This window comes from Nonomuraea diastatica (assembly GCF_004349015.1).
Taxonomy (GTDB): Bacteria; Actinomycetota; Actinomycetes; order Streptosporangiales; family Streptosporangiaceae; genus Nonomuraea; species Nonomuraea diastatica.
The window spans coordinates 28,885-51,474 of record NZ_SMKP01000061.1; the positions used below are offsets into that span (position 1 = coordinate 28,885).

General features: G+C 72.2%; 23 protein-coding genes. 13 read left to right on the plus strand and 10 right to left on the minus strand.

Features of this window, described 5'->3' with window-relative positions; genetic code table 11:
* Positions 1-41 precede the first annotated feature (41 nt).
* Positions 42-635, plus strand: a complete 594-nt coding sequence (locus tag E1294_RS21895; RefSeq protein WP_132510939.1) for a TetR/AcrR family transcriptional regulator — start codon at positions 42-44, stop codon at positions 633-635.
* 82 nt (positions 636-717) lie between these two features.
* On the opposite strand, the gene E1294_RS21900 is transcribed toward E1294_RS21895, so the two are convergent.
* Positions 718-2,100 carry an amidase gene (locus tag E1294_RS21900; RefSeq protein ID WP_132510941.1) on the minus strand — a complete coding sequence of 461 codons (1,383 nt, stop codon included), beginning with the start codon at positions 2,098-2,100 and terminating at the stop codon, positions 718-720.
* A gap of 94 nt (positions 2,101-2,194) precedes the next feature.
* Positions 2,195-2,692: an Lrp/AsnC family transcriptional regulator gene (locus E1294_RS21905; RefSeq protein ID WP_132510943.1), complete on the minus strand. Its 498-nt coding sequence runs from the start codon at positions 2,690-2,692 to the stop codon at positions 2,195-2,197.
* 197 nt (positions 2,693-2,889) lie between these two features.
* Here E1294_RS21905 and E1294_RS21910 point away from each other — a divergent pair, with 197 nt between their 5' ends.
* A complete protein-coding gene (locus E1294_RS21910; RefSeq protein ID WP_132510945.1) occupies positions 2,890-4,056 on the plus strand; it encodes a trans-sulfuration enzyme family protein in 1,167 nt (388 codons plus the stop codon).
* 123 nt (positions 4,057-4,179) lie between these two features.
* Here the strand turns inward: E1294_RS21910 and E1294_RS21915 are convergent, their stop codons facing one another.
* The 6 genes from E1294_RS21915 to E1294_RS21940 form a co-directional block, all read right to left on the minus strand.
* Positions 4,180-4,983: an amino acid ABC transporter permease gene (locus tag E1294_RS21915; RefSeq protein ID WP_132510947.1), complete on the minus strand. Its 804-nt coding sequence runs from the start codon at positions 4,981-4,983 to the stop codon at positions 4,180-4,182.
* Positions 4,980-5,648, minus strand: a complete 669-nt coding sequence (locus E1294_RS21920; RefSeq protein WP_132510948.1) for an amino acid ABC transporter permease — start codon at positions 5,646-5,648, stop codon at positions 4,980-4,982. The genes E1294_RS21915 and E1294_RS21920 overlap by 4 nt, the downstream gene beginning before the upstream one ends.
* A gap of 4 nt (positions 5,649-5,652) precedes the next feature.
* A complete protein-coding gene (locus tag E1294_RS21925; RefSeq protein WP_132510950.1) occupies positions 5,653-6,480 on the minus strand; it encodes a glutamate ABC transporter substrate-binding protein in 828 nt (275 codons plus the stop codon).
* Between the two features lie 8 nt (positions 6,481-6,488).
* The gene (locus tag E1294_RS21930) at positions 6,489-7,232 is read right to left on the minus strand and encodes an amino acid ABC transporter ATP-binding protein (protein WP_132510952.1); all 744 of its coding nucleotides are present in this window, start codon (positions 7,230-7,232) and stop codon (positions 6,489-6,491) included.
* 88 nt (positions 7,233-7,320) lie between these two features.
* Positions 7,321-8,142, minus strand: coding sequence for a glutamate ABC transporter substrate-binding protein (locus tag E1294_RS21935; RefSeq protein WP_246083182.1), 822 nt, complete (start codon positions 8,140-8,142; stop codon positions 7,321-7,323).
* Positions 8,139-8,825: a response regulator gene (locus E1294_RS21940; protein WP_132510954.1), complete on the minus strand. Its 687-nt coding sequence runs from the start codon at positions 8,823-8,825 to the stop codon at positions 8,139-8,141. Before E1294_RS21940 ends, E1294_RS21935 begins: the two co-directional genes overlap by 4 nt.
* A 158-nt stretch (positions 8,826-8,983) precedes the next feature.
* On the opposite strand from E1294_RS21940, the gene E1294_RS21945 reads away from it, so the two are divergent.
* The 10 genes from E1294_RS21945 (at position 8,984) to E1294_RS21990 (ending at position 20,069) form a co-directional block, all read left to right on the plus strand.
* On the plus strand, positions 8,984-11,824 hold the full coding sequence (locus E1294_RS21945; RefSeq protein ID WP_132510956.1) for a hybrid sensor histidine kinase/response regulator: 2,841 nt from the start codon (positions 8,984-8,986) through the stop codon (positions 11,822-11,824).
* Positions 11,825-11,921: 97 nt separating this feature from the next.
* Complete coding sequence (locus E1294_RS21950; protein ID WP_132510958.1) at positions 11,922-12,482, plus strand: hypothetical protein; 561 nt, start codon at positions 11,922-11,924, stop codon at positions 12,480-12,482.
* Positions 12,482-13,360, plus strand: a complete 879-nt coding sequence (locus tag E1294_RS21955; RefSeq protein WP_132510960.1) for a WXG100-like domain-containing protein — start codon at positions 12,482-12,484, stop codon at positions 13,358-13,360. The genes E1294_RS21950 and E1294_RS21955 overlap by 1 nt, the downstream gene beginning before the upstream one ends.
* A gap of 12 nt (positions 13,361-13,372) precedes the next feature.
* Complete coding sequence (locus E1294_RS21960; protein ID WP_132510962.1) at positions 13,373-13,684, plus strand: YbaB/EbfC family nucleoid-associated protein; 312 nt, start codon at positions 13,373-13,375, stop codon at positions 13,682-13,684.
* A gap of 666 nt (positions 13,685-14,350) precedes the next feature.
* Positions 14,351-15,265, plus strand: a complete 915-nt coding sequence (locus tag E1294_RS21965; protein ID WP_132510964.1) for an ATP-binding cassette domain-containing protein — start codon at positions 14,351-14,353, stop codon at positions 15,263-15,265.
* Entirely contained in the window at positions 15,262-16,053 is a 792-nt protein-coding gene (locus tag E1294_RS21970) for an ABC transporter permease (RefSeq protein ID WP_132510966.1), read from the plus strand. Before E1294_RS21965 ends, E1294_RS21970 begins: the two co-directional genes overlap by 4 nt.
* A gap of 10 nt (positions 16,054-16,063) precedes the next feature.
* Positions 16,064-17,212 carry a sensor histidine kinase gene (locus E1294_RS21975; RefSeq protein WP_246083183.1) on the plus strand — a complete coding sequence of 383 codons (1,149 nt, stop codon included), beginning with the start codon at positions 16,064-16,066 and terminating at the stop codon, positions 17,210-17,212.
* Entirely contained in the window at positions 17,203-17,847 is a 645-nt protein-coding gene (locus E1294_RS21980; protein WP_132510968.1) for a response regulator, read from the plus strand. Before E1294_RS21975 ends, E1294_RS21980 begins: the two co-directional genes overlap by 10 nt.
* A 99-nt stretch (positions 17,848-17,946) precedes the next feature.
* Complete coding sequence (locus tag E1294_RS21985) at positions 17,947-18,768, plus strand: aldo/keto reductase (RefSeq protein WP_132510970.1); 822 nt, start codon at positions 17,947-17,949, stop codon at positions 18,766-18,768.
* 101 nt (positions 18,769-18,869) lie between these two features.
* The gene (locus tag E1294_RS21990; RefSeq protein WP_132510972.1) at positions 18,870-20,069 is read left to right on the plus strand and encodes an RNA polymerase sigma factor; all 1,200 of its coding nucleotides are present in this window, start codon (positions 18,870-18,872) and stop codon (positions 20,067-20,069) included.
* On the opposite strand, the gene E1294_RS21995 is transcribed toward E1294_RS21990, so the two are convergent.
* Positions 20,066-20,812: a maleylpyruvate isomerase family mycothiol-dependent enzyme gene (locus E1294_RS21995; protein ID WP_220447864.1), complete on the minus strand. Its 747-nt coding sequence runs from the start codon at positions 20,810-20,812 to the stop codon at positions 20,066-20,068. The genes E1294_RS21990 and E1294_RS21995 overlap by 4 nt on opposite strands.
* Before the next feature lie 62 nt (positions 20,813-20,874).
* Between E1294_RS21995 and E1294_RS22000 the strand changes: the two genes are divergently transcribed.
* Positions 20,875-21,789 carry a MerR family transcriptional regulator gene (locus E1294_RS22000; RefSeq protein ID WP_220447865.1) on the plus strand — a complete coding sequence of 305 codons (915 nt, stop codon included), beginning with the start codon at positions 20,875-20,877 and terminating at the stop codon, positions 21,787-21,789.
* A 75-nt stretch (positions 21,790-21,864) separates the two neighbouring features.
* Here E1294_RS22000 and E1294_RS22005 read toward each other — a convergent pair.
* The coding region (locus tag E1294_RS22005) for an MFS transporter (RefSeq protein WP_132510974.1) at positions 21,865-22,590 on the minus strand (726 nt) is incomplete at its 5' end.

Below are 22,590 nucleotides of genomic sequence, written 5' to 3' on the forward strand. Positions count from 1 at the left end.
GCGGAGTCGACTCCATATAGCAAGCCGGGGAGAGAAGACGTATGCCTGAACCGTCCGGACGGCCGATCCGGGCCGACGCGCGGGCCAACGAGGACAAACTGCTCGCTGCGGCGGCCGCGGCCTTCGCGCGGGACGGCGCCGCCGCGACCCTGAAACAGATCGCCAAGGACGCGGGCGTGGGGATCGCCACCCTGTACCGGCGTTTCCCGACCCGCGAACAACTCGTCGACGCCACCTACCGCTACGAGACCGCCCGGCTCGCCTCCCGAGCCTCGGACCTCCTCGCCGGGCTGCCCGCCGACCGGGCCCTGCGGGCGTGGATGTCCGAGGTGCTGGACTATCTCGCCGCCAAGCACGGCATGGCCGAGACGCTCAAAACCCTCCTGCAGAGTGACCAGCGGCTGAGCTCGATGACGCGCGAGCAGCTGACCGGCGCGGTCGAGGAGTTCCGCGTCGCCGGGATCGCCCAGGGCGTGATCAGGGACGACGTGCCGTCAGGCGACATCCTCATGGCCCTGGCGGGCGCCACCCTGGTGACCGGGGCCGCCCACCAGCGCCCCCAGGCCGAACGGCTGCTCGACCTGCTGATGGACGGCCTCACCCGCGCGGACGGACGCCGCCGGGACACGCCGTGATCCCGGCGCGCACAACACTCCGGCCCGGGCGCGGCGCCCGATGCTGCGCGCCGGGCACGGCGGGCCCGCCGTGCATCCGCGATCAGGAGCGCGCGAGGCGCGCGGCCACCTCGAACAGCAGCGCCTCGTGTCCAGGACGGCAGACTAGCTGGAGCCCGACCGGCAGGCCGTCCACCGGGCCGCCCACCGGGCCGCCCACCGGGCCGCCCACCGGGCCGGCCGGCACGGTCAGCGCGGGCAGGCCGAGCACGTTCCACGGGCTCGTGAACGCCAGCAGGGCGGCCCGGACGGCGATCTTCTCCCCGTCGAGCACGGTCTCCCGCAGACCGATCAGGGGCGCGGTGATCGGCACGGCCGGCAGCGCGAGCACGTCATGGCGGCCGAACAGCTCTCCGATCATCGGGGCGAGGCGCTCGCGGGCGGCCATGGCGCGCACGTACCGCCGGCCGGGCACATCGGCGGCGGCCCGCAGGCGGTCGAGCACCTCGGAGTCGAACAGCTCGGGCGCCCCGGCGAGGCGGCCGGCGTGCACGGCGACCGCCTCGCAACTCTGGATCGTCGTGTACGTCTCCCGCAGCTCGCCTCCGGCGTCCGCGGGAAGCCGGACCTCCTCCTCCGCCCCCGACGCCGCCCGCACCGCACGCACGACGCGCGAGTCTCCGGGGAACAGCCCGGCCGGATCCAGCCACGCCACCCGCGCCCGGCAGGCCTCCTGCCCGCCGTCGTGCCCGCCGTCCTGAGCGGTCAGGCAGCGGTAGGCCAGCAGGCAGTCGCGGGCGTCGCCGGCGAGGACACCGACGTGGTCGAGCGTGCGCGACAGGGGGAAGACGCCGTCCGAGGGGATCGCGTCGTAGGCGGGCTTGAACCCGGCGATCCCGCACAACGCAGACGGGATGCGGACGGAGCCGCCCGTGTCGGTGCCGAGCGCGAGCGGGACCATGCCCGCCGCCACCGCGGCCGCGCTGCCGCCGCTGGAGCCGCCCGACATGCGCGCGGGATTCCAGGGGTTGCGCGAGGGTCCGGTGGCCGAGCGGTCGCCCGTGGGCCCGTAGGCGAACTCGTGGGTCGTGGTCTTGCCGACGATGACGGCGCCGGCCTGGCGGAGCCGCGTCACGCAGGCCGCGTCATGGTCGGGGACATAGCCGGAGAAGTGCCGCGACCCCATGGTCGCGGGCAGGCCGGCGACCATGATGAGGTCCTTCACGCCGACCGGGATGCCGTGCAGCGGGCCCCGGTCGGTGCCCCCGGCCAGCTCGCCGTCGGCCCGCCGGGCGGCTTCCAGCGCCCCGGCGGGGTCCACGTTGACGAACGCGTTGAGCGCCGGGTCGAGGCCGGCCACGGCGTCGAGCGCCTGCCGGGCCAGCTCGGTCGCGGTGGTGCGCCCCTCGCGCAGGTCCTGGCCGAGCGCGGCCACGGTGCGCCCGGCGAACGGTCCGGTCTTGATGGACTCTGGGGGTGTCGGCATGCATCCCTTTGTACGACATCGCGCCCGTCTCCCGCCGACCGGCGCGCATGGAGCCGGCCGAAGGCGAGGTCGGTACGGTGGCGCGCTCACGCGTTCAGCGGCTTGCGCGGCGGCGTACCACGGGCGATGCCGGGACCTGCGGGCCTCCTTCCCACGACTCGAAGATCAGCTGGGTCTGCACGCGTCCCACCTCCACGCGCGCGGTGAACTCCAGGACGAGCCGCTGCAGGTCCGCGGTGTCGGCGCAGGACACGTGCACCAGGTAGTCGTCTCCGCCGGTGAGATGGTGCAGGGCGCGCGTCTCGGGAAGGCCGCGGACGAACTCGACGAACGGTCCGACGAGAGCCCGTGAGTGCGCCTGGAACTGGATCGCGAGCAGTGCCTGCACGTTCCGGCCGATCGACGCCGGGTCGATCCTGGCCAGGAAACCCGTGATCACGCCGAGCCGCTGCAGCCTGGCCGTTCGGTCGAGGCAGGTGGAGGGTGCGATGCCGACCCGCTGGGCCAGGGTCTTGTTCGGGAGCCGTCCGTCGCTCTGCAGCTCGCGCAGGATGGCGATGTCCACCGGATCGAGAAGGTCGGTAGCGTCCATGTCCCGAATATAGTCCGGGTACACGTCCTGACTTCCGGGTCCGGCGGGGCGGGGAGGTGCCTATGCCGTCTCGTGCTGGATTCGGTCACGCTGGTGGATCAGCGAAGTGTTCCGTAGTCTGTCCGGGAAAGTTCGGCAGGACCGAATATAGTACGGCATATAGGCCATGATTCCGGATTCTGTGTCACCGTGGGCGCATGACCTCAGGACGCAGTTTGGACACCCGGGCCGTGCACGCGGGCCGCGACGACCTCGTCGATCACGGAGTGCACGCCGTACCGATCGACCTGTCGACCACGTATCCGTCGCGTGACACCGCCGGCGAGGCGGCCCGTCTCGACACCCTCGCCACGGGCGAGCAGGTGCCGGGCATGCCGATCTACGGCCGGATCGGCAACCCGACCGTGGGGCGTTTCGAGGATGCGCTCGCCGAACTGGAGGGCTGCGAGGCGGCCGTCGCCTTCGCGTCCGGCATGGCGGCGCTGAGCGCCTGCCTGCTGGCGGGTGTCGCCGCGGGAAAGGCGCATGTGGTTGCTCTGCGGCCGCTGTACGGCACCAGCGATCACCTCCTGAGCGCCGGCCTGCTCGGCACCACGGTCACGTGGGTCAACACGGCCGGAGAGATCGCCGGCGCGCTACGGCCTGGGACCGCCTTCGTCATCGTGGAGACGCCGGCCAACCCGACCCTGGCCGAAGTGGATCTCCGTGCCCTGGCCGAAGCGTGCGGGGACGTGCCGCTGCTCGTGGACAACACGTTCGCGACGCCGGTGCTGCAGCGCCCCGCAGAGCTCGGGGCCTCGATCGTGCTCCACAGCGCGACCAAGTTCCTCGGCGGTCACGGCGACGTGCTCGGCGGGGTGGTGGCGTGCGCGGAAAACCACGCGCGGACTCTGCGGCAGATTCGCCTCGCCACCGGCGCGGTGTTGCATCCGCTGTCGGGCTATCTGCTGTTGAGAGGTCTGTCGACGTTGCCGGTCCGGGTCAGGGCCGCGTCCGCGACGGCGGCCGAGCTCGCGAGCCGGCTGGTTTCGCACGCCGGTGTCACCGGCGTCTCCTATCCTGCGCTCGCCGCGAACCGTCCGGCACGCCAGATGACGGGAGGCGGGGCGCTGCTGTCCTTCGAGGTGGCGGGGGATCCGCACGCGGTGCTCGGCGCCGTACGCGTCATCACCCCCGCTGTCAGCCTGGGCAGCGTGGACAGCCTGATCCAGCACCCCGGCGCCCTCAGCCATCGTGTCGTCGACCCCGCGGACCGGGCACTCGGCGGCATCGGCGAGCGCCTGCTGCGGCTCTCCGTCGGCCTTGAGGACGTCGAGGACCTGTGGAACGACCTGGACCAGGCGCTCAAGGCCGGCGCGGGGTGAGGCGCCGTGGCCTCGCCTTTCCTAAAGGCGTCCCCCGGGCAGGTGCGGCCGGTCGACTCGACCGTCGCGGTGGCGTCGCTGCGGCTGCACGCGCCTGAGACGTTTCATGGAAGGCCCGGCCCGTCATGTGCGGCGGGTGGCGCTCAGCCGGTGGGCGAGGCGGTCGAGGCTGAGGTTGATGAGGATGAAGATGGCCGCGATGAGGATCGCCGCCGGGATGACGTTGGAGAAGTTGGCGGCGATCCCGTTCAGTCCCCGGTCCACCAGCTCGTCATAGCCGACGATCAGCCCGAGCGCCGAGTCTTTCAGCAGCACCACGAACTGGCTGACCAGGGCCGGCATCATGGCCCGCAGCGCCTGCGGCAGCAGGACGAGCCGCATCACCTGCCCCTTGCGCATGCCCATCGCGTACGCCGCCTCCCGCTGCCCCCGCGGCAGGCTCTGCACCCCGGCCCGGATGATCTCCGCGATCACCGACCCGTTGTAGAGGGTGAGCCCGAAGACGACGGCGCTGAAGGCGGAGATGTTCGTGCCCAGCAGGGCGAACGACCCGAAGAAGGCGAAGAAGATGAGCAGGAGCAGCGGGACGGACCTGAAGAACTCCACCACGGCGGCCGCGGGCACCCGGATCCACCGGTGCTCGGACATCCTGGCGGTGGCGAACACGATCCCGAACAGCCCGGCCAGCACCACTCCGGTCACGGCCGCGGCCAGCGTCCCGGCCAGGCCGGGCAGGATGAACGTGGCCCAGACGTCGCCGCGCAGCAGCGGCGCCCACTTGTCGGCGGCCCACTGGTCCTTCTCGTCGAAGCGCACGAAGACGAAGTACGCCACAGCCAGCAACACGAGCGCCACGCCCGCGGCCAGCGTCCGGTTGCGCCGGATCCCGCGCGGCCCGGGAGGCTCGTAGAGGTTCGCGTACGTCATCGCGCCACCGCCATTCGCCGCGACAGCCAGCCGAATGCCAGCCCCATGGGCAGGCACAGCAGCACGAATCCGGCGGCGAAGCCGAAGAAGATCTCGATCACCTGGTCCCCGTACGTCTCGATCATCTCGCGCATCCGCACGGACGCCTCGCTCACGCCCACCACCAGCGCGATCGTGGTGTTCTTGGTCAGCGCGATCATGATGCTGCCCAGCGGCGCCACCACGGAGCGGAACGCCTGCGGCAGCGTGATGAGCCCGAGCGTCTTGACGAAGCCGAGCCCCAGCGACCTGGCGGCCTCGGCCTGGCCCACCGGCACCGTGTTGAGCCCGGAGCGCAGGGCCTCGCAGACGAACGCCGAGGTGTAGGCGGTCAGCCCGATGACGGCGAGCCAGAAGTTGTTGGTCGCGATGTCGTCGGACAGCTCCACCCCGAGGTTCGCGCCGACGCCTAGCCCGGTGAAGAGCAGCACCAGGGTGAGCGGCGTGTTGCGGGCCACGGACACGTAGACGCTCGCGGCGCCCCGCAGGGAGGCCAGCGGCGCCACCCGCATGGCCGTCAGCAGCACCCCCAGCACCAGCGAGCCGAGCGCGCTGACGGCCGTCAGCCGTACCGTCATCCAGAACGCGGCGAAGACGGTGTCGCTCTCGATCAGCAACGCGTCCATGGGATCAGTACCGCTCCAGCTTCGGGGCCTGCGGCAGGGCGAAGCCCGAGGAGCCGACGCTGGCCTGCAGCGCCTTCGTCCAGCTCCCGTCGGAGAACATCTTCTCCAGCGCGTCGTTGACCGCCTTGCGCCCGGCCGTGTCGTCCTTCTTCAGCCCGATGCCGTACTTCTCGGTGCTGAACGGCTTGCCGACCACCTTGAGTTTGCCGGTGTGCTGGGCGGCGTAGCCGGCGAGGATGACGTCGTCGGTGGTGATGGCGTCGAGCTGGCCGCCGAGGACGCGGTCCACGCACGCCGAGTACGTCCGCTCCTCCTGCAGCTGCACCTCCTTGGCGTACTCCGCCTTGACCTTCTGCGCCGGGGTGGAGCCGGCGACGGAGCACAACTTCTTGCCGTTGAGCGCCTCCGGCCCGGTCAGCGCCGCGTCGGCGGCCCGCACCAGCAGGTCCTGCCCGGCCACGAAGTACGGCCCGGCGAAGGACACCTTCTGCTTCCTGGCGTCGGTGATGGAGTACGTGGCCACCACCATGTCCACCTGGCCCTGCTCGATGAACGCCTCCCGGTTGGCGGAGACGGTCTCCTTCCAGGTGATGTCCTTCGCCTCGACCCCGAGCTGCTTGGCGACGTACGTGGCGACCTCGATGTCGAATCCGGAGAAGTCGCCGTTGGGGGTGCGCAGCCCGAGCCCGGGCTGGTCCGCCTTCACACCGATGACCAGCTTCTTGGCGTTCTTGGCCTTGTCCACGATGGAGGCGTAGCTCTCCTGGCCGCCGCCGCAGGCGGTGGCCAGCGTGACGACGGCGAAAACGGCATAGAGGGATCTGCCGAACATGACACTCCTTAGTGGGTGAGGATCTTGGCGAGGAAGGACTGGGCGCGCTCGCTGCTCGGGGCGCCGAAGAAGCCGTCAGGGGTGTCCTGCTCGACGATCTCGCCGTCGGCCATGAACACCACACGGTCGGCCGCGCGCCTGGCGAAGCCCATCTCGTGGGTGACGACGACCATGGTCATGCCGTCGCGCGCCAGCGCCGTCATCACCTCGAGCACCTCGTTGACCATCTCCGGGTCGAGCGCGGAGGTGGGCTCGTCGAAGAGGATCACCTTGGGGTCCATGGCCAGCGCCCTGGCGATGGCCACCCGCTGCTGCTGCCCGCCGGAGAGCTGTGCGGGGAACTTGGCAGCCTGGCCGCCGATGCCCACCCGGTCGAGCAGTTCCCGGGCCTTGCGCACGGCCTCGTCCTTGGGCCGCCTGAGCACGTGGACCTGCCCGAGGACGACGTTGTCCAGGACGGTCTTGTGCGCGAAAAGGTTGAAGGACTGGAAGACCATGCCCACTTCGGCGCGGAGCCGGGCGAGCTGCCGCCCCTCGGCGGGCAGCGGGGTCCCGTCCACGCTGATCATGCCGGAGTCGATGGTCTCCAACCGGTTGATCGCGCGGCACAGGGTCGATTTGCCGGCCCCCGACGGGCCGATGATCACTACGACCTCGCCCTGCCGGACGGTCAGGTTCACGTCCCTGAGCACATGGTGCTCGCCGTAGCGCTTGTTGACCTGGTCCAGGACGATCAGGTCCGCCTGGGTCATGCGTCACGCTCCTCGTGTCGGTCAGCGTTGGCGTAACCGTAGGAGTCGCGTGTTCTGCGGAAAGGCTTGTGAGCGTTCTGCTCAGCGGTTAGCGGGGTTTCGACGATTCCGAGGTGGCGCCGGAGATCCCGATGGTGGACATGAAGGCGCGGTCCCACTGCCCGTCACGCAGCCAGCGTGTGATCAGCCCGTTGAGGTAGTCGCGGAAGACGGTGTCCTGCCTGCGGACCCCCATCCCGTACGGCTCGCGTCCGAACGGCTTGCCGACGAGCCGCAGCGTGTCAGGATGCTGGGCCATCAGCCCGTGCAGGATGGTGTCGTCGGTGCTGACCGCGTCGATGCGCCCGGATATGAGCGCGGGCACGCACACGCTGTAGACGTCGACGATCTCGAGGTCGGCGCCGGGCAGGAGGGTGCGCAGCCGCTCGACGGACGTGGAGCCCTTGGCCGTGCAGACCCGCTTGCCGTCGAGGTCGGACACGTCGCGGATGGTGGAGTCGCCCGACCTCACCAGCATGTCCTGCCCGGCGTAGTAGTACGGGTCGGTGAAGGTGACCAGCTCGGCGCGGGCCGGCGTGATCGAGTACGTGGCGATGACGAGGTCCACGACCTCCTGCTTGAGGAAGTTCTCCCGCTCGCGTGACACGGTCTCGACGAAGCGGATGTTGCGCTCGCTGCCGGTGAGGTCCTTGGCCACCAGCCGGGCGATCTCCGCGTCGAAGCCGGTGATCCGCCCGCTGGCCGGGTCCTTGTAGCCGAACAGCGGCTGGTCGAACTTGATGCCCACGGTGAGGACACCGCGATCCCTGATGCGCTTCATGGTGGAGCCCTCGGGGAACGGGCTCGCCTCGCCGCAACCCGCGGCCAGCAGGCATAACAGCGCGGCGAGCAGCGCCCTGAGCGCGGTCACCGTACGCGGTACCGGTGCTGCGGGCGCCCGGTGGGGCCGTATCTCGGCCGCCCCTCCACCAGGCCGCGCTCGGCCAGGTGCTCCAGATAGCGGCGGGCGGTGGCCCGGCTGACGCCGATCAGCTCGCCGAGCTCGTGTGCGGAGGCGTCCTGCTCGACGCCGGACAGCGCGTCGAGCACCGCCTGCTCGGTGGCGGCGGAGATGCTCCTGGGCCGGGCTCCCTGGTCGAGATGGAGCGAGCGGAAGATCCGGTCGATCTCCTGCTGCTCGGCGAAGCGGCCACCCGACTCCAGTTGCGCGACCGTCGCCGCGTACCGCAGCAGCGTCTGCTCCAGCGTGCCCGCCCGGGTCGGCTTGACCAGGTAGTACAGGGCGCCGCGCTGGATGGCCGCGCGGACCGTCGCGGACTCCTTGCGGCCGGAGATCACGATGACGTCGGCGGGCGGCTGGTCGGGCCGGCGCAGCCGGTGCGCGACCTCCAGCCCCGGCAGGTCCGGCAGGTGCAGGTCGAGCAGGACCAGACGGGGCGCGAAGCGGGCGGCGGCGGCGAGCGCCGCGTGCCCGCTGTGGGCGATGCCCACCACCCTGAAGCCCAGGACCCGGTTCACCTGCGCGTGCAGCGCCGCGGTGACGACCGGATCGTCGTCCACGATGAGAACGGTGATGTCCCTGGGCTCAGGCATCGCCACGCTCCTCGTCCAGCTGATAGGGGGTTCTTGCAGCTTAGGTGGCTTTTATCACAAAAGATCGACTTTTGCTTGTTCTGCTCATCATGAGCCGCCGCCCACGCCCGTTTCCTCCTAATCTGTACGCGAACGACAGCGGGAAGGGACGGACGCCGGTGAGATGGCTGCTCGCGGTCACGGCCCTGTGGACGTTACTCGGCCTGCTGCCCCTGGCACTGCTCACCTCCTCCAGCATCTCCCTGTCGGAGCAGGCGGTGCGGGACGAGGTCACCGACCGGGTCAGGACCACCGCCTCGGTGAGCCGGGTCGTGGTGGAGCAGCAGATGGACTCGCTCAAACAACTCGTCACCGCGTTCGCGCAACGCCCCCAGGTGCGCGAGGCGGTCGGGCGCGTCACCACGAAGTCCATGCGCGACTACCTCGACCAGCTGGAACGGCAGCGCGACGGCGTCAGCGGCCTGATCCTGATCACGCCCGACGGCGACATGATGGGCGCCGAGCCGCCGAGCGGCCTGCCCCAGGACATCGGCAACACCGACTGGTACCGCGCCGTGCGCGACCGGCGGCAGGCCCACGTCTCGCAGGCGTACACGCCCACGATGGTCGGCGTGTCCAGAGCCGTCGCCGTGGCCGCGCCCATCCCGAGCGCCGACGGCGAGCGCATGCTCGGCATCCTCACGGTCGTCTACAGCCTGGACGCCATCCAGAAGTTCGCCGAGCAGGCCGCGAACGCGCAGGGCATCAGGCTGCTGATCACCGACCAGGCGGGCGTTCTCGTCGCCGACCCCGGCAGGAAGCTCTACGCCCTCACCTCCCTGCGCGAGGACCCGCGGGTCGACGCGGCGCTCGCCGGGCGCACCTGGAACGGCACGTTCCGCGGTGTCGACGGCACGGTGCTGTCGGCGTCCGAGCCGATCCCCGGCATCGGCTGGACGGTCACCGCCGAGGTGCCGGCCGCCGCCGCGCTGGCCTCCGCCGAACAGCTCAGGTCCAACGTGCTCACCGTCGCGGCCCTGCTGGCGCTGCTCATCCTCATCGGCCTCGGCCTGCAGATCCACAGCACGCGCGGCCGCCGCCGGGCGCAGGCCACGCTGGCCAGGTACGCGGCCGAGCTGGCCGCCGCCAGGGACGACGCGGTCAACGCCTCCAGCGCGAAGTCCGAGTTCCTCGCCAAGATCAGCCACGAGATCCGCACTCCGATCAACGGCGTGCTCGGCATGAACTCCCTGCTCATGGGCACCCGGCTGGACGACGAGCAGCGGCACTATACCACCACGGCCCAGGGCGCGGCCCAGAACGTGCTGCGCCTGCTCGACGACTTCCTCGACCTGTCCAGGATCGAGGCGGGCCACCTGCAGGTCGAGGCGGTGCCGTTCGACCTGCCGCGGCTCTGCGACGAGGTGGTCGCGCCCTTCGCGCCGCACGCCTACGAGCAGGGGCTCTGGCTCACGCTCCGGCTCGACGAGGGCGTGCCGCGGCAGGTGGCGGGCGATCCCGCGCGGCTGCGCCAGGTGCTCACGAACCTGGTCGGCAACGCGCTCAAGTTCACCGTCCAGGGCGGGGTCGACCTGCACGTCACGCTGGACGAGGGCAGTCCCGGCGACCAACGGGCGGTGCTGCGGTTCGCGGTCGCCGACACCGGGATCGGCGTCGGCCCTGACGACCGTGATCGGGTCTTCGGCGTCTTCCGCCAGGTCGACTCGCCGATCACCCGCAGGACCGGCGGCAGCGGCCTGGGCCTGGCCATCAGCAGGCAGCTCATCGAGCTCATGGGCGGGCGGATCGGGCTGGACAGCGTGGAGGGCGTGGGCAGCCGGTTCTGGGCGACCTTGCCGGTCGACGTCCTGACGTGGTCGGAGCCGAAGCCCGAGGCGCTGGAGGGGCGGCGCGCGCTCGTCGCCGACCCGCGCCCCCAGGACCGCACCCTGGCCGGCAGATCCCTGGCGGAGGCGGGGCTCGCCGTGGAGGAGACCAAGGACGAGGCGTCCGCGCTGACGCTGCTGCGGGCCGCCGCGACGAGCGGGCGGCCGTACGAGCTGGCGGTCGTCGCCCTGGACCTCGGTGAGTCGGAGTCGCTCGCGCACGTGATCCTCACCGACCCGCTGCTCCAGGCCACCAGCGTCGTCGTGGTCGTGACGCCGGGCCGCGCGGGGTTCGCCTGGCCGGGCGCCTCGGGGGAGCGCGCCGTGCAGTCGATCACCCGGCCGCTCAGCCGCCGCCGGCTGCTCGCCGCCGTGGAGAACGCCCTGGGCACCGCCGATGCCCAGGGCGTTCTCCACGGCGAGCCGGGCGAGGGCGCGCAGGCCGAGGGGAAGGACGACGGCACGCGCATCCTGGTGGCCGAGGACGACGAGGTGAGCCGCCAGGTGGCGATGCTCATCCTGGAGCAGGCCGGGCACGAGGTCGAGACCGTGGACGACGGCGAGCAGGCCGTGCGGGCCGTGCTGGCCGGCGGCTACGACCTCGTGTTCATGGACTGCCAGCTGCCCGTGCTCGACGGGCTGGCCGCGACCGCGGAGATCCGCGGCAGGGAGGAGGGGCACACCCCGATCATCGCGATGACCGCGGCGGCGATGCCGGACGACCGGATCCGGTGCCTGGAGGCGGGCATGGACGACCACCTGGCCAAGCCGGTCGACTGGCCCAGGGTGCTGGCCAGGATCCCGGAGTGGGCGGCGTACTCGAGCCTGCCGCCGGAGCTGGCGGGCCTGTCTCCGGAGGCGGTCGCCGACGTGGCGCAGGCGTACCTCGCCACCGCGACGCGGACGTTCGACGAGCTGCGGCGGGCGGCGGAAGCCGGCGACGCGGCGGAGGCGGGCGAGCTCGCCCATCGGCTCAAGAGCGCCTGCGCGACCGTCGGCGCCGTCCGGGAGGCGGCGTTGTGCCAGCGCGTGGAGGACGCGGCCCGTACGGGGACCGTCGAGGGGGAGGCGATCGATGAGCTGGGCGGGCTGCTCGCGGAACCTCCCTCATGGATGAACGCCCTTTTAACATGAAATAGCGCTATATTCCTGGAGATTAGCCTGTACGAGGTTCGTCGCCGTCACTGTCTCTCTGTCGTTGCGTGATCGCCTACTGGTGAAGGAGGGGTCGATGGCGGATCCGTCCAGTGAGCCCGGCCCGGCACCCACCTCGGACGGCTCGACCGGCTCGGCGCCCCAGCCTTCGGAGACCCCGAGCGGCACGCCGTCCCCGTCGGAGAGCGCGACGCCCGATCCCACCCTGTCGCCGGACGCGCCCGCCGGGCAGACCCCGATGCCGCGCCGGCAGCCCCCGGCGACGCCGGGCGGGAACGGCGAACAACTCGCGATCGACTGGCGGTCGATCCGCGAACTCGCCTGGCTCTTCGACGAGACCGGTGACGAGGTGGTGACGCTACAGCACGTGGCCACGGCGCTCGCCGGCACGTCGGCCCTGGTCGGCGGCGACGACCAGGGCCACGCGTTCGCCCAGTGGTACGCCGACGGCTACGACTCCCTGACCGACGCCATGCGCCTCATCGCGGAGAAGAGCTTCGTCTCGGCGACCGGCCTGCGCGACTTCGACGAGCTGTGGGACTACCTGGAGTCGCAGATCATCGAGTCGCTTCCCGAGATCCCCGTCCTCGCGCCGCCGCCGATCCCGCAGGCGCCCCCGCCGAAGGAAGGCGCCTGATGTTCGACCCCTTCCAGGCGCTCGCCTGGTTCGCCGGGGTCCACGTGCCAGAGGCCGACACCACCAACCTGAGGGCGCGCGCCGAGGCCCTGCGGAACCTCGCCGACGCCATCGGCAAGGTCGCGGCGCGCACCGAGACCGCCGTCGCCGTGGCCCGCAGGCAGAACGACAGCAGGGCCGTGGACCGGTTCGCGGACGTGTGGCCGTACGAGCTCGCCCCCCGCTACGCCGCCCTGCGGGAGGAACTGCGCGAGCTGGCCGCCGGCTGCGACGAGTACGCCGACGCGGTCGACAGGCACCGGGACCAGCTCTGGATCATCGGCACCCAGCTGGCCGCCCTCGCCTTCACCATGATGTTCGGCTTCATCTACCCGGCGGCCAGGCTCGTGGCGCAACGGGCGTTCACCATGCTGGTCGCCAGGGCCAGGCTGGAGCGCACCCTGTTCCAGAAGATCGTCAAGCTGATCCTGGAACAGCGGCTGGGCAAGCGCCGCGTCGGCACTTACCTGGTGCGCGAAGGGCTCGACGCGCTGGCCGACTCCGTCACGTGGGCCGTGCTCAAAACCGGCGTGCACGCCGCCAGCTCCGCCGCCACCGGCCAGCCCATGGGCAACCTCTTCGAGTACGCGGGCAAGCACTTCGCCGCCGAGCTCGCCTACAACGGCGGCATCAAGGCCCTGAGCGACGTGCGCAGGTTCTTCCCCGCCACGAAGGTCACGGAGACGCTGCTGGGCACCGGCTCGGCCGGCCGGTTCTTCCGCCGCACCGTCTCGGCCTCCACGATCTACCCACTCGTCATCAGCGGGTCGCTGAGCGACGAAGGCGCCGTGCGCTCGGCCCTGGCACACGCGCCCAGGGCGTTCATCTTCAAACGTTGAGCGAGGAGCGAGATGATCACACCACCGCCCACCGGCGACCCCGAGCTCGACCGCGTCCTCGCCGAGATGGCCGCCCAGACGGCCGGGTTCGAGGAGATCAGCCGCCTGCTGCAGGAGACCAGGGGCCGCGGCGAGAGCGCGGGCGGGCAGGTCGCCGTCGAGGTCACGCCCGCCGGGTCCCTGGCCGCGCTGCACATAGACCCCCGCGCCATGCGGCTGGGCTCGCGGGCGCTGAGCGAGGCCATCGTGGAGGCGTACCGGTTGGCCGAGGAGGACGTGACGGGCCAGTCGTTCGACATCGCCAGGACCGCCACCGGACCCTGACGGCCGCGCTCAAGAGCAGTCGCAGCAGGTGCAACACTCGCAGCAGTCGCCGCACTCGCGCAGGTAGCAGCGCTCTTCGCACGGGCCGCCGGTCGCGCTGGTCCTCGGCCGCGTCCAGCAGATGCGCGATCCGGCCGAAGAACCGGCTCGCCTCCGCGACGGTGCCGAAGGCGGCGTCCCCGTCGGCGACGTGGTCCCGCAGCCTGCCGGCGACGAGGACGAGCGAGACCGCGGCCCCCAGCCGCGCGCCGCGCGCCCGCGCGTCCACCACCTCGGCCGTGCGGAATCCCCGCCCCGCCGCACGGCTCGGTCGTGCGGCGGGGCGCGTCCCCCGGGAGCTGGGCCTCGGTGAGCACAGAGAGGAGCAGCGTGTCGTAGTTGGTGGTCAGCCGTGCCCCTTGCCCCTGCTCGTCCCTCAACGTCAGGCACAACCCGCACAGATGCGCCCGCCACGCGGCACGCAACGACGGGCACCCATGGTCACCGCAGGGATGATTCCGAACACACGACCTCACAGACGTTCAGGCACGGCCAAAGGGAAAAGCGTAAAGATCGAGGCTTTCAGCCGGCCTGCACGGTCATGAAATGGTTTACGGCTTTCCGCCATCGAGGTCGGCGGATCGCCCCCATGGTGGCCGGAGCGGCGTCTGCCTAGCGTGGGGCAGTGTGATCAGTCTCAAGAACCTGAGCAAACGGTACGGCGACCGGCTCGCTGTCGACGACCTGTCGCTGGACCTGAAGCCGGGCGCGGTGACCGGCTTCCTGGGCCCCAACGGCGCCGGCAAGTCGACCACCATGCGGCTGGTCCTCGGCCTTGACCGGCCCACCTCCGGCACGGCTTTGGTCGGCGGCGTCCCGTACCAGAAGATCAGGAACCCGCTGCGCACGGTCGGGGCACTGCTCGACGCGCGCGCCCTGCACCCGGGGCGCAGCGGTCATGCGCACCTGGCGGCTCTGGCGCGCAGCAACGGCATCGCGCGGCGGCGGGTGGCGGAGGTGCTGGAGACGGTCGGCATGGCGAGCGCGGCGCGCAGGCGCGCGGGAGCGCTGTCGCTGGGCATGAGCCAGCGGCTCGGCATCGCGGCGGCACTGCTCGGGGATCCCCAGGTGCTGATGTTCGACGAGCCCGTCAACGGGCTCGACCCGGACGGCGTGCGGTGGGTGCGCGGGCTCATGCGGTCGCTGGCCGACGAGGGGCGCACGGTGTTCGTCTCCAGCCATCTGATGAGCGAGATGCAGCTCACCGCCGACCACCTCGTGGTGATCGGCAAGGGACGGCTCATCATGGACGCGCCGCTGGCCGACGTCATCGCGGGCAGCTCCCTCACGGCCGTGCTCGTGCGCACGCCGCACGCGGGAGACCTGGCAGTACGCCTGCGCGCCGCCGGGATCGCGGTGGACCGGCTCGGCGAGAACGAACTGGAGGCCACCGGTGCCGCCGTCGAGCGGGTCGGCGACCTGGCGCACGAGGCCGGCATCCGCCTGCACGAGCTGCGCACCCGCGAGGCGTCGCTGGAGCAGGCCTACCAGGAGTTGACGTCGCAGAGCGTCGAGTACGGCGCGGGGAGGGCCGGGGCATGAGCACGCTGTGGCGGGCTGTCGGGGCCGAGTGGAGCAAGTTGTGGTCGGTGCGGTCCACGTGGTGGTGCCTGGCCGGCGCGCTGGCGCTCATGGTGCTGAGCGCGGTCACGCTGGGGGGCGCGACGGTCACCGAGGCGCTGCGCGACGGCGGCTCAGGCGTGCGGATGACGGCCGGCGAGCCGGTGGTGTCGGCGACGTCGTTCGTCCAGTTCGCGATGGTGGCGGCGGCGATGCTGGTGGTCACGTCGGAGTACGCCTCGGGAAGCATCCGGGTCACGTTGCAGGCCACTCCCGCCCGCGGCGTGGTGCTGGCGGCCAAGGCGCTGGTCGTGGGGCCGGTGATGTTCACGGCCGGGGTGGTGTCCGGGGCCGTGGCGGCGGCGTGCGTCTACGTGGTGTTGTCGGCGGACGTGTTCGGGGGCCCGGTCGTGACGCCGGTCGGCGAGGTCGTGCCCGACCTGCTCGGAGCGGGGGTGTTCCTGGCGCTCGTGTCGGTGATGACCGTGGGAGCGGGGGCCGCGATGCGCAGCGCGGCCGGCACGCTGACCGCGGTGTTCATGCTGCTCATGGGTCTGCCGCTGCTCCTGCTGATGAGCGGCGCTCCGGTGGCCGTGGACGCCTCCATGCGCCTTCCGACGTTCGCCGGGCTGGCCTTCATGGGCAGCACGGACAACCTGACCGGCGGGCCGATCCCGTACTCCGCGGGGGAGGGGCTGGTCTGGCTGCTCGCCTGGACGGCGGCGGCGCTGGCGACCGGATTCGCCGTGCTGCGCCACCGTGACGCCTAGACTCGCGCCCGTGCCGGGGATCGTGGTCGTTCGTCTGCTGGCCGGGGTCCTCCTGGGGATGGTCCTCGGCCTCGCCGAGCTGGCGTTCCTCATGGTGGCGTGGCCCGCGGCGCTGATCCCGGCCGTCCGGCCGCTCGCGACGCGGGGGCGGGATCGGCTGGTGGCCGCCGAGCGGGCCAGGCTGTCCCGATGGTTCGGCCACGAGACGGCTCGGCCGGACAGCGGCTACGCGTTCCTCGCCGCCCGCGCCGCGCTGGGCGTCTTGAGCGGCTACGTCTGCGCGGTGGCCCTGTTCGTCGGCGGGCTGCTGCTCGCCGGTGGGTCGTGGGAGCTGATCGCGGGCGGGTCGGAGACGGTGCCGCTCGACCTGCCCGGCGTGCGGCTCGTCACCAGCGCATGGACGCTCGGGCTGACCGGCGGGATCGTGCTGCTGGCGGTGACCGCCCTGCTCGTGGTGGGGGTCGCGGCGCTCGAACGGCGGCTGGCCGCCCGCTTCCTCGGCCCGGGAGGCGAGGAGCTGATGCGCAGGCGGATCGCCGAGCTGACCGCCACCCGCTCGGGCATCGTCAGAGCCGTCGACGACGAGCGGCGCAGGATCGAGCGGGACCTGCACGACGGCGTGCAGCAGCGGGGCGTGGCCCTGGCCATGTTGCTCGGCCGTGCCCGGCACACCCGCGACCACGACAGGACCGCCGAGCTGGTCGGCCAGGCCTACACCGAGTCGCGCCGGCTGCTGGACGAGCTGCGCAGCGTCGCCTGGCGGATCTACCCGACCGCCCTCGACGAACTGGGGCTGCACGCCGCGCTGGCGGGTGTCGCCGAACGGTCGAGCGTGCCGGTGACCGTGCACGACGGGCTGGCCGGGCGGCCCGTCTCCGCGGTGGAGACCGCGCTCTACTTCGTGGCCCGCGAGGCGATCACGAACGCGATCAAGCACGCCGGCGCCCGTGACATCCTGGTGGTGCTGGACGAGGACGATCAGGTGGTGAGCGTGGCGATCTCAGACGACGGCGAGGGCGGCGCCGACCCCTCGGGCGGCGGCCTGTCCGGGCTGGCCAGGAGGGTCATGGCCCTCGACGGCACGTTCACCGTCGACAGCCCGCCCGGCGGTCCCACCAGGATCATCGCGTCGCTGCCGAAGGCGCCGCCGTGCGGGTGATCCTGGCCGACGACTCCGTGCTGCTGCGCGAAGGGCTGACCCGGCTGCTCGACGACGCGGGCCACGAGGTGGTCGCCGCCGTGGGTGACGCGCCCGCGCTGCTCGACGCCGTCGAGCGCCACCGGCCCGACGTGGCCGTGGTCGACGTGCGGATGCCGCCGACGCACAAGGACGAAGGGTTGCGGGCGGCGCTGGAGATCCGCGGCCGCCTGCCCGGCGTCGGCGTCCTCGTCCTTTCACAGTATGTCGAGCAGCACTACGCGACGAGACTGCTGGCCGGGCCCACCGAGGGGCTCGGCTACCTGCTGAAGGACCGGGTCTCCGAGGTGGGCGAGTTCCTCGACTCGCTGGAGCGGGTGCGTGCGGGCGGCACGGCGTTCGATCCGGAGGTGGTGCGCCAGTTGCTCGCCCGCACCACCCACGCCGACCCGCTGAGCAGGCTGAGCCCGCGTGAGGGCGAGGTGCTGCGGCACCTGGCGCAGGGCTTGGTCAACGCCGCCATCGCCGAGCGCCTGCACGTCTCGCTCAGCACCGTGGAGAAGCACGTCAACGCCATCATGGACAAACTCGACCTGCCCCGCGAACCCGGCTACAGCCGCCGCGTGCTGGCCATCCTGCGCTACCTCGAGGGCTGATCGGGGCCCAGCGCGTACGCCGCGTTCCTCGGTGAGCGGCGAGGGCACGAATGCGACAGAAGTGGTTGTTTCGGGTGGGTATCGGGCAAGGGTGTGGCCATGACCATCATGCTTTGCGACGGCCGCCCGATGCCGCGCCTCGGTCTGGGCACGTGGCCCATGAACGACGACGGAGCGCATCAGGCCGTGAAACACGCCATATCGCTCGGTTACCGGCTGATCGACACCGCCGCCAGCTACGGCAACGAGGCGGGGGTGGGAGCCGCCGTGGCCGAGGCGAGCGTGGACCGCGAGGACCTGTTCATCACCACGAAGCTGCGCGGATCCCACCACGGCTACGACGCGGCCCTGCGCGGATTCGACGAGAGCCGGGCCAGGCTCGGCCTCGACTACGTCGACCTGTACCTGATCCACTGGCCGCTGCCGGGTCGCGACCTCTACGCCGACACCTGGCGCGCCTTCGTCCACCTGCGCGAGCAGGGTCTGGCCCGCTCGATCGGCGTCTCCAACTTCACCCCCGCGCAGATCGAGCGGCTGGCCGAGGAGACGGGCGTCCTGCCGGCCGTCAACCAGGTCGAGCTCCACCCCGGCTTCACGCAGCGCGAGCTGCGCGCCTGGCACGCCGAGCACGACATCGTCACCGAGTCGTGGAGCCCGCTCGGCCGCGGCTCCAAGCTGCTCGACGAGCCCGTCGTCGCCGACCTCGCCACCACCCACGCGCGCACCCCCGCGCAGGTCGTGCTCCGCTGGCACCTGCAGCTCGGCGCCGTGCCGATCCCCAAGTCGGCCCACCCCGAGCGCATGCGGCAGAACCTGGAGGTGTTCGACTTCAGCCTGTCGGACGCGGAGATGGCCAGGATGGCCGAGCTCGACGGTGGCGGACGGCTCGGCGGCGACCCCGACACCTACGTCGAACTCTGATCTGATGTCGCATACGGCAGGTCCCCGATCGTCTGCCCAACGACGACCGAAGGAGACGGGACGATGGACACCGTGGAACACGAGAAGGAGCGGGCGCGGCCATGACGGACGTCCCCCACGCCGAACTGGCTCGCGTGGTGCGCGAGCATGCCGGCCGGCTGGCCGCCTCGCTGGTGACGCTGCTCGGCGACTTCTCCGCCGCCGAGGACCTGGTGCAGGACGCGGTGGAGAAGGCCCTGGTGCGCTGGCCGGAGGACGGCGTGCCGGAGCGGCCCGAGGCGTGGTTGTACACCGTGGCCCGCCGGCGCGGCCTCGACCTGCTGCGCCGCGAGAGCAACCACCGCGACAAGCTCGCCCTGCTGTGCGTGCCGGAGCCGGGCGAAACCGACGGGAGGCTCCGGCTCATCTTCACCTGCTGCCACCCCGCGCTGCCGCGGCAGGCGCAAATCGCGCTCACGCTGCGGGTGGTGTGCGGGCTGACGACCGCGCAGATCGCCGCCGCGTTCCTGACCCGGGAGAGCACGGTGGCCCAGCGCATCACCCGCGCCAAGAGAAAGATCGCGGAGGCGGGCATCCCGTACCGCGTGCCCGCGGCCGGGGAGCGGCCCGAGCGGCTGCGCGAGGTGCTCACCGTCATCTACCTGCTGTTCAACGAGGGCTACCTGTCCAGCACGCTGGAGCGGGCCCAGGCACGTGACCTGGTCGACGACGCCGAGTGGCTGGCCTCGCTGCTGGCCGGGCTGATGCCGGACGAGCCCGAGGCGGCCGGGCTGCTGGCCCTCATCCGGCTCCACCGGGCCCGCGGCGCGGCCAGGTTCGGCGCGGACGGCCGGCTCGTGCTGCTGGCCGACCAGGACCGCTCCCTGTGGGACCACGCCGCCATCGAGGACGCGATCCGGATCCTGACCCGGACGGCCCGCACGCACCGGCGTCCCGGGCCGTACCAGCTGCAGGCGGCCATCGCGGCCTGCCACGCCGAGGCCACGTCGTGGTCGGGCACCGACTGGCGGCAGATCGTCGTGCTCTACGACATGCTGCTGTGCCTCGCCCCGTCGCCCGTGGCCCGCCTCAACCGGGCCATCGCGCTGCGGTACGTGGACGGCCCGGAGGCGGCGTTCGCCGAGCTCAAGGAGCTCGGCGAGGTGCTCGGCCGCTACCCGCTCTTCCACGCCACCCGCGCCGAGCTACTGCGCGATCTCGGCCGGAGGGCGGAGGCCCGGCGGGCCGACGAGCGCGCCCTCGCGCTGACCGCCAACCCCGCGCAGCAGGCGCTGCTGGAGGAGCGGATCGCCTGGGGCTAGAACGCGGTGTGCGCCAGCCAGTGGTCGAGCAGCGCGCGGTCACCCGTGACGTTCCGCGGGGGCACGCGCCGGGTGAACACCAGCATGAGCTCCGTCACCGAGCCCGACACCACGACGTCGCCGTCGCCGCCCCCGCGATCGCAACGGATTCCGTCCGGCGTTCTGGTGATCATCCAGTCCTGCCCCGAGTCAGGCCGCAGCACGATCGTCTCGCCCCGGCCCCGCAGCTCCGCCAGCTCCGGCTTGAACTCCGCCGCGGCCGGCACCGCGAGCAGCCCCATCCCCTCGGAGATCACGTCGGCCGCCAGGTCGTCGGCGACGTCGAACGCGGCGCCGGTCGTGGCCGCCGCGTCATAGTGGTGGATGACCGTGTCGCCCAGCATCCTGCGCAACCAGAACACCGGCGGCGTCGGACCCATCAGCGACCAGACCCGGGCGTCGGCGGGCGCCTCCTGGACCGCGCCGATCACCTCTTCCGCGCCGTCCCGCAGCCACCGCGCCCACGTGTCCCGAGGACCGGGATCGTCGGTGGCGGGGTCGGCGATGGGCACGGGCGCGGCCTCGCGCACCAGCTCGGCCGCCCACCGGTGCGCGTGCCCGATGTGCCCGGCCAGCTCACGCAGCCGCCACTCCGGGCACGTCGGCACCCAGGCGTCCGGGTCGCCGCCGGTGACCGCGCGGGCGAACCCCGCCGTCTGCTCCCGCAACCCCTCCGCGAGCCGGGCGGTGTCCAGCGTCGTCATGGCGAAACTCCTCTCAACGGGTACGCCGGTACCGTAGAAACTCCAGCCCGGTGGAGGTTCAAGTGGTTGTGAGGCACGACACGCTCGGCATCGGCGATCTGGCGGCGCTGACCGGCGTACCGGTGCGGAACATCCGCTTCTACTGCGACGAGGGCATCATCGAGTCGGTGCGCAGCGCCGGCGGCCACCGAAGGTTCGACAGCACCGCGGTGGAACGGCTCGGCATGGTCAGGCGGCTGCGCGGGCTCGGCCTGGGGCTGGCCGCGATCGCGCGTGTGCTCGCCGGCGAGCACTCCGTGGCCGAGGCGGTGGCGGAGGAGCGCGCGGCGCTCGACGTCCAGCTCGCCGGGCTGGCCTGGCGGCGGGCCGCCCTGCGCGCCGTCGAGGAGGCGGGCCCGGCCGAGCGGGCGGCGCGGCTGGACCTGCTGGCCGCGGTCGAGCACGGCACCGCCGCCCGCAACGAGCTGATCGGATTCTGGCGGCGGCAGATGGTGGCGCCCATCTCCGACGAGATGTTCGCGTCGTTCGTGGCCATGGCCGTTCCCGTCCCGCCCGTCAATCCGACCCCGCCTCAGGTCGTCGCGTACGCCGAGCTGGTCGCCCTGGTCGCCGACCGCTCGCTGACGCGCCTCCTGCGCGCCCGCGCGCTGGAGAACGTGAAAGCGATCCGCGACGAGGACGAGCTGATGTACGGCGTCGGCGAGGCGTGCGCGCTGGTCGAGCCGCTCATCATCGCAGGAGAGGCACCGCGTCCCGGGCCCGAGCTGGACCGGTTCGTGGCGGTGCACGCCGCGGTGCGGGGCGTCGGCGACACTCCCGCGTTCCGGCGCGAGCTGTTGGCGAACGTGGCGCCCGACCGCGACCCGCGCTTCCGCCGTTACTGGCGGCTCGTGAGCGAGGTCCGCGGGGAGAAGGCCACGCTCGGCTCGACCCACCTGTGGCTCGCCGACGCGCTCGAGCGCGCCCTCACCGCCTGACCTGTCGCGCCCTCGCACTCCGGACCGTGGTGCCTTTACGGTCTGACCGTCGTTCCCCCGCGGAACCGTCATGCCTTACGGTGTGAGCCGTTGTCTCCTCCCCGCGGGTGACACGAGGACGGCCAGGCCCGCCAGCAGCAGCCAGGCCGACGTCAGGACCACCAGCCAGGTCCAGCCCGCGTGCCCGTACACGACGCCGCCCGCGCTGCCGCCCACGCCGCTGCCCAGGTAGTAGGCCAGGGTGTACATCCCGGCGGCGCGGCCGCGGGCCCGCGGCGCGGCATCGGCGGTGGCCCAGGCGTTCGCGATGGCGTGCGCGGCGAAGAACCCGGCGGTCAGCACGGCGAAGCCGAGCACGACGAGCGGCAGCGCCGGATGGGCGGTCATGACGGCGCCCGCCACCGTGACCATCAGCGCCGTGACGAGAGCAGGCGTACGTCCGAACCGGGCGGCCACCCGTCCGGCGGCGGCCGACGAGGCGGCGCCCATGGCGTACGCGAGGAAGACCAGGGATGCGGCGGCGGGGCTGAGCGAGATCGGCGGCGCGGACAGGCGGAAGCCGGCGGCGTTGTACAGCGCCACGAACGCGCCCATGCCCAGTGCGCCGACGGCGTAGGCGACGACCGGCCCCCCGCCGCTCGCCCCGCTCACGTCACCATCCGTCTTCTCCCGCCCGGCACCCGGGTCGGATGCCGCGCGCCAGGCTGGCGAGACTTGGGGGTGCGGCGGCGAGTCTGTGGCGTGCCCGGACGGCGGAGCCTGGTGGTGCGGGGTCTGGCGGTGCGGGGGCGTGCGTCCGGG

What these genes read in the sequence shown, in the direction of transcription:
- E1294_RS21895 (WP_132510939.1), top strand. Translation starts at nt 42, where the DNA reads ATGCCTGAACCGTCCGGACGGCCGATCCGGGCCGACGCGCGGGCCAAC.
- E1294_RS21900 (WP_132510941.1), bottom strand. Translation starts at nt 2,100, where the DNA reads ATGCCGACACCCCCAGAGTCCATCAAGACCGGACCGTTCGCCGGGCGC.
- E1294_RS21905 (WP_132510943.1), bottom strand. Translation starts at nt 2,692, where the DNA reads ATGGACGCTACCGACCTTCTCGATCCGGTGGACATCGCCATCCTGCGC.
- E1294_RS21910 (WP_132510945.1), top strand. Translation starts at nt 2,890, where the DNA reads ATGACCTCAGGACGCAGTTTGGACACCCGGGCCGTGCACGCGGGCCGC.
- E1294_RS21915 (WP_132510947.1), bottom strand. Translation starts at nt 4,983, where the DNA reads ATGACGTACGCGAACCTCTACGAGCCTCCCGGGCCGCGCGGGATCCGG.
- E1294_RS21920 (WP_132510948.1), bottom strand. Translation starts at nt 5,648, where the DNA reads ATGGACGCGTTGCTGATCGAGAGCGACACCGTCTTCGCCGCGTTCTGG.
- E1294_RS21925 (WP_132510950.1), bottom strand. Translation starts at nt 6,480, where the DNA reads ATGTTCGGCAGATCCCTCTATGCCGTTTTCGCCGTCGTCACGCTGGCC.
- E1294_RS21930 (WP_132510952.1), bottom strand. Translation starts at nt 7,232, where the DNA reads ATGACCCAGGCGGACCTGATCGTCCTGGACCAGGTCAACAAGCGCTAC.
- E1294_RS21940 (WP_132510954.1), bottom strand. Translation starts at nt 8,825, where the DNA reads ATGCCTGAGCCCAGGGACATCACCGTTCTCATCGTGGACGACGATCCG.
- E1294_RS21950 (WP_132510958.1), top strand. Translation starts at nt 11,922, where the DNA reads ATGGCGGATCCGTCCAGTGAGCCCGGCCCGGCACCCACCTCGGACGGC.
- E1294_RS21955 (WP_132510960.1), top strand. Translation starts at nt 12,482, where the DNA reads ATGTTCGACCCCTTCCAGGCGCTCGCCTGGTTCGCCGGGGTCCACGTG.
- E1294_RS21960 (WP_132510962.1), top strand. Translation starts at nt 13,373, where the DNA reads ATGATCACACCACCGCCCACCGGCGACCCCGAGCTCGACCGCGTCCTC.
- E1294_RS21970 (WP_132510966.1), top strand. Translation starts at nt 15,262, where the DNA reads ATGAGCACGCTGTGGCGGGCTGTCGGGGCCGAGTGGAGCAAGTTGTGG.
- E1294_RS21985 (WP_132510970.1), top strand. Translation starts at nt 17,947, where the DNA reads ATGACCATCATGCTTTGCGACGGCCGCCCGATGCCGCGCCTCGGTCTG.
- E1294_RS21990 (WP_132510972.1), top strand. Translation starts at nt 18,870, where the DNA reads ATGACGGACGTCCCCCACGCCGAACTGGCTCGCGTGGTGCGCGAGCAT.
- E1294_RS21995 (WP_220447864.1), bottom strand. Translation starts at nt 20,812, where the DNA reads ATGACGACGCTGGACACCGCCCGGCTCGCGGAGGGGTTGCGGGAGCAG.